5 protein-coding genes are annotated in these 5,211 nt (G+C 50.3%); all 5 read right to left on the bottom strand.

Translation table 11 applies throughout. From position 1 onward, the window contains the following. The coding region (locus HKN79_06425; GenBank protein ID NNC83194.1) for a tetratricopeptide repeat protein at positions 1–305 on the bottom strand (305 nt) is incomplete at its 3' end. A gap of 8 nt (positions 306–313) precedes the next feature. Continuing rightward, complete coding sequence (locus tag HKN79_06430) at positions 314–1,729, bottom strand: TolC family protein (protein NNC83195.1); 1,416 nt, start codon at positions 1,727–1,729, stop codon at positions 314–316. Further along, positions 1,726–2,115, bottom strand: coding sequence for an acyl-CoA thioesterase (locus HKN79_06435; protein ID NNC83196.1), 390 nt, complete (start codon positions 2,113–2,115; stop codon positions 1,726–1,728). The genes HKN79_06430 and HKN79_06435 overlap by 4 nt, the downstream gene beginning before the upstream one ends. Continuing rightward, positions 2,112–3,470, bottom strand: a complete 1,359-nt coding sequence (locus HKN79_06440) for an HlyD family efflux transporter periplasmic adaptor subunit (protein ID NNC83197.1) — start codon at positions 3,468–3,470, stop codon at positions 2,112–2,114. Before HKN79_06440 ends, HKN79_06435 begins: the two co-directional genes overlap by 4 nt. Continuing rightward, the gene (locus tag HKN79_06445) at positions 3,463–5,175 is read right to left on the bottom strand and encodes an ATP-binding cassette domain-containing protein (protein NNC83198.1); all 1,713 of its coding nucleotides are present in this window, start codon (positions 5,173–5,175) and stop codon (positions 3,463–3,465) included. Before HKN79_06445 ends, HKN79_06440 begins: the two co-directional genes overlap by 8 nt. Positions 5,176–5,211: the final 36 nt, after the last annotated feature.

The raw sequence follows: 5,211 nt of genomic DNA on the forward strand, positions 1-5,211 counted from the left end.
AATACATACTCACTGTAGGGGTTGAGCTCCAAGGCGCGATCGTAGTCCTTCATGGCCTCATAGGTCTGACCAAGCAATTGATAGAGCCGTGCTCTTTTCATATAGGCTTCGGCAAAGCTGTAGTCCATATTGATGGCACTCGTGTATGCCAAGAGCGCTTCTTGTGTGCGCCCCGTTCGTAACATATTGTCCGCCTCTTGGATGATCTGGATGGCGGTGAGCCGTGGGGACTGAGTCTGAGTGATGAATTGCCCCGTCATGGAGGAGGCTATGAAGAGACAGATAGAGAGGAGAATGTTTTTCATAGGCATGCTCATGGTGATTCAATGAAATTCGTACTCAATATACCTAGTTGATACTCGGTCTTCAAACTGGCCATGCGATTCTTCGTTAGGATCTCATTCCGTTTGATCTGGGCCGAGATGTATCCCAATTCCCTTCTGTTGACCAAGAATAAGGAACTCTCACCGGATTCGAAGAGCTGTCGCTCACCGGCCAGAAGTCCGGCATAGTCCTGCACGGTGCGTGAATAGAGTCGGAATTGCTCCAGCGTGGTCTCCCATGAATTGATCGATTGACGGGCCTTGACCTGAAGCATCTGCTGTCTATCGGCCCTGTCGAGGTCAGTACCTTGGATATCGAGCTCGGCCAATCGCAGTCTCCCTCTCGCCTCGCGGATGAATAGCGGGAATTCGAAATCGAATCCCCAGGTGTAATTCTCTGTATTGAAAGTCTCGGTCTCGGTATTGCCTACACGCTCTGTGAGCACATTGTATTTCAGGTCCAATCGGGGTTTGAGCTGCTCGGCCATCCATCTGCGATCGATCTCCAAAGCTTCGAGTTTGTAACCATAGCCACGAAGCATCGGGTGCTGTGCAAGCAATTCTCCCAAGCGCAATCGCAGGTCGGCCGGTGGAGCATCTACGAGTGTTTCTCCTAATTCCTGCGGAAGCGTGTTAACGTCCAACTCCAAGGGCACTAGACCAGAAGCCCAGAGAAATCCAGAGACCTGTGCCCGGGCGTTGAGCAGATCCAGTCGAGCCTGCTGGACACTGAGCAGTCGGGCCTGCACCTGAATTCCCGCCTCAAGTGTATCAATAGAAGGGACCGCTCCCAGACGTGCCGATTCCTTGACCGCATCGAAACGTACTTGGGCAGCATCGAGGGCTTCTTCGAAGACCCGAAGGTCAAGCGTGCGCTCGAACCAGATCCAATAGGACATGCCCGCCTCCAATAGAAGATCATTGAGCATGAGGGTCTGCTCCACCTGATTGAGGTCGAGATATAATTCGGCTTTGCGCAATTGGGCCCTGCGCTTATCGATGAGGAGGCCTTGACCCAGAGCCACTCCGATGCCTGCATGCACCAGACCATTCTCGGGAGTATTGGCCTCGGGGTTCAGATATTGACCTTGGTTCTGCTCATACCCTCCTGAAAGTTCCAGGCCGTACCATGTGGGGACCTTCAGCCCTGCATCGATCAAACGGTAGTACTCAGTATCATCAAAATACTTCTGCTGAAGGGAAGCACTCACTAGTGGGTCGAAACCTCCACGGGCCAAGCGCAAGGTCGCTTCTGCTTCTTGGGGTTCCAATCGCGCCTGCATGGCCAATGGATGATGACGCAGTACGATGTCCATGAAATCCTCATAGGAGAGTCGATTGATTTCTTGCGCATCGAAAGGCAGATACGTCAGCAAAGCGAGAACTATGATGCAGAACTTCTTCATACGAATCGTTTACTTGCTTCTATTTCAGCATCGGTCAATCCGTGTGGTGACGGGCGCTCATGCTCATCCACCTGCACGAAGACGATCTTTTCGATGGTGATGATGGTCTTCTTGGTGAAGAGGTTCCTTACCTCGCAACTGAATGAGATAGATGTACGTCCCACTCGATCATATTCCAATCCGATCTCGATGACATCTCCCTGTTTGGCCGAACTGACGAAATCGATCTCAGAGATATACTTGGTGACCACCTTGGTGGTATCCAATTTGGTCATGGCATAGATTCCGGCCTCCTCATCGATCCATTGCAGGAGTTTCCCTCCGAAGAGGGTGTTGTTGGCATTCAGGTCACCGGGCTTGATCAATTTTCTCGAGTAGAATCTCATTTCTTCTTCGTTTGGTTATGATCCATTCCATTCTCAGGAATATAGAAGTCTGGCGGGAAACCATTGATCTGCCGCCACATCTCGTACCAGATAGGCACATCCTTGAGCAGTAGCATATTCCGTGTACCTCCTCCTACACGCAAGGCATCGGGCCAAGGTGGTCCATCGGGGTCGGGAGCCACCAATATGCGATAGCGACCGTTATCACTGATGAAATTATCGATGGCGAATACCTCTCCACCATAGGTCCCATAGCTGGTATTGGGCCATCCGCTGAAAACGATGGCCGGCCATCCATCGAATTGGATACGCACATGCTGACCCATCTCGATCAAGGGCAGATCGATCGGTCGCACATAGAGCGATACGGCCAGATCATATCGTGCTGGCATGATACTCACAATGGATTCGCCTTCTTTGATGGTCTCACCTATGCCGGACTGTATGGCCTTGGTCACATAGCCATCCTGGGGAGCAGTGATATAATACATGCCTGTGCGTACAGAATAATTCATGTACTGATTCTGCAATTTGGTCACTACCGCTTCCGCATCGTACATACCTGAAAGTGCAGTGTATTTCTCTGATTCGGCCTTGGCCACTTCATCGCGGTATTGTGCTTGGACAGAATTCAATTCTACACGTGCATTGATGACCTCATTGCGGCTGGTGAGAAGCTTGTTCTCTGCCGAGATCATATCGGCCTGTGCTTTCTGCATGGTCAATCTGCGATTCTCCAGGTCGGTCAAGGACTTCAATCCTTGTTCATGGAGCTGTTCCATTCGTTCATACTGTTCAATGGCGATCTGATAATTCAATCCTGCAGCTTGGTAGTCTATACTATCACTGGTGACCTTCAGCCGGGATTGCCTCAAGTTGTTCTTTGCCTGTTCCAATTTGAGCTTACTGGTCTCCACCAAGGCGTCTATCTGACTGTCGAGCGCCTTGACCTTCTCCATGTACGAACTCACCGACATCTCCTTAGCCTTCAATTGCTGCTGGGTACGGCCCAAGAGATCGGGATCGAAATACTCGTCTTTGATCTCACTGATATAGAGGATGGTATCTCCCTTATATACGAAGTCCCCTTCCTTGACGAACCATTGCTCGATACGTCCTGCAATGATGGAATGTATGGTCTGCGGACGTTGATCGGGCCGCACCGTGGTCACCTCTCCCCTTGCTCTGATATTCTGTGTCCAAGGAATGAAGAGCATGATGAAGAATACAAGGAAGAAAACTGTCAAGAGACGCAGGAATACTTTTCCTGAGTGCTTTCCCTCAACTACGTGTAGACTACCGAGGTCTTCTTTGCAAATACGCTTGTTGACGCTATTCTCTGAGATATTAAGCATAGCCTAATTCTTTGATGTCCATATTCTCTTGTATCTCTGACCAGGTACCCACATGGGCAGCCCTCCCCTCTTTCATGACCACTACCTTGTCACTGTTAGCCGCCATGTAGCGATCTTGAGAGATAGCGAGCAGGGTCCACGGTTGCTCGGGTGAGGTGAGGAAATCGATGATGCGCCTCCGATCGGCCTCATCCATATGCTCCAAGGCATCCTCTAGCAGCAGCAAGCGTGGTCTATCTGCAATACTGCGAGCTATGAGAAGTTTCTGGATGATACTACGTGGCAGTCTGCGACCTGTAGGATCCATGAGTGTATCATATCCTTTGGGCAATTGCTCAATGAATTGCTTGAGTCCGACATTGGCAATGGCCCAGCGTACATCCTCCAGCGTGACGTCCTTGCGATTCATAGAGATATTTTCGAGCACGGTCCCTTCGAAAAGCTGCTCCAAGCTCAGGCAATCTCCGATATAATCCCTGAGCGATGAGGATTCGATATTCCCTGCAGGTAGTCCGTCATAGCTGATGGTACCCATACGCGGTAGATAAAGACCTGCGATCACTTGCAGCATGGTGGATTTACCCGATCCATTCGGGCCGATGATGGTCACCTTCTCTCCTGCTGCAATATGCAGATCCATATTCTTGAGCACCATCTTCTCTTGTCCTGGATAGTTGAAGGTGATGTCATTCAACTGAAGATCCAGTCCACGGGTCTTGTCCCCTGACATCTCTATCCCCTCCAAACTCTCCAATTCCAGATCGGTGACCATTCCCACTTTATCCAGGGCCGTGAGTACATCATAGATGGTCTCCAGACTGAGGATGAGTTTCTCGACAGAACTCATCACCAGAAGGATGATGATCTCCGCTGCGATGAACTGACCGATATTCATGTGCTGTTCGAGGACCAGCACGCCTCCGATCGCTAATAACCCAGTTGCCACTACCACCTTGAATACGACCATCAAGGAGAGTTGCTGGATTAGGATATTGAAATGTGAATTCCGTGCTTCCAGGTAATCGCCTACCAGACCATCCATTCGGGTGAGGGGAAGACGAGTTCGGCCGGCCAGTTTGAATGTGGTAGCGGTGCGAGCGAGCTCTTCCAACCAGTGCGCTACCGCATACTTGTGTTTGGACTCTTCTAGACTCGTGTCCAATCCTTTGCGGGCTGTAAAGTAGAAGATGGCCAAGACCAGGACTACCATGAAAAAGCTGAAAAGGATAAAGAACGGATGGTAGAATGAGAGCAGAATGAGCCCGAAGAGCATCTGAAGAATTGCCGCACTGAAATCGACCAATATCTTGCTCAAGCCCTTTTGGATGGACATGATATCGAAGAAGCGGTTCATGAGTTCAGGTGCGTAGTGATTGTACAGTGCCTCCAACCTCACATTGGGGATTCGGTGGGCGAATTCGAAGGCTGCCCGAGCGAAAATGCGTTGCTGTAGATTCTCTGTGATCCTGAGCTGGTAGATCTGCAATATCCCGGTCGCAGCCACACCCAGCACCACGATGACCACCAGCACGATCCACGAGGTGCTGATCTGTCCGCCTTGTATGAAGTTGACGATCGCCTGTATACCTAGTGGCAAGGAAAGCCCTATCAGACCGCTGAATATGGCATAGACGTAAACGTTCTTGATCTCTTTGGCGTCTGGTTTGAACAGGCGCCAAAAGCGTTGTAATGGGGTAAGTGTCATGCTTGTTGGATTGATTCTTCGCGAATAGTATGTAGG

The organism is Flavobacteriales bacterium, from assembly GCA_013001705.1.
In the GTDB taxonomy this organism is placed as follows: Bacteria; Bacteroidota; Bacteroidia; order Flavobacteriales_D; family JABDKJ01; genus JABDLZ01.

Excerpts from the sequence above, each read along its gene's own strand:
- HKN79_06430 (NNC83195.1), bottom strand. The coding sequence starts at position 1,729 with ATGAAGAAGTTCTGCATCATAGTTCTCGCTTTGCTGACGTATCTGCCT.
- HKN79_06435 (NNC83196.1), bottom strand. The coding sequence starts at position 2,115 with ATGAGATTCTACTCGAGAAAATTGATCAAGCCCGGTGACCTGAATGCC.
- HKN79_06440 (NNC83197.1), bottom strand. The coding sequence starts at position 3,470 with ATGCTTAATATCTCAGAGAATAGCGTCAACAAGCGTATTTGCAAAGAA.
- HKN79_06445 (NNC83198.1), bottom strand. The coding sequence starts at position 5,175 with ATGACACTTACCCCATTACAACGCTTTTGGCGCCTGTTCAAACCAGAC.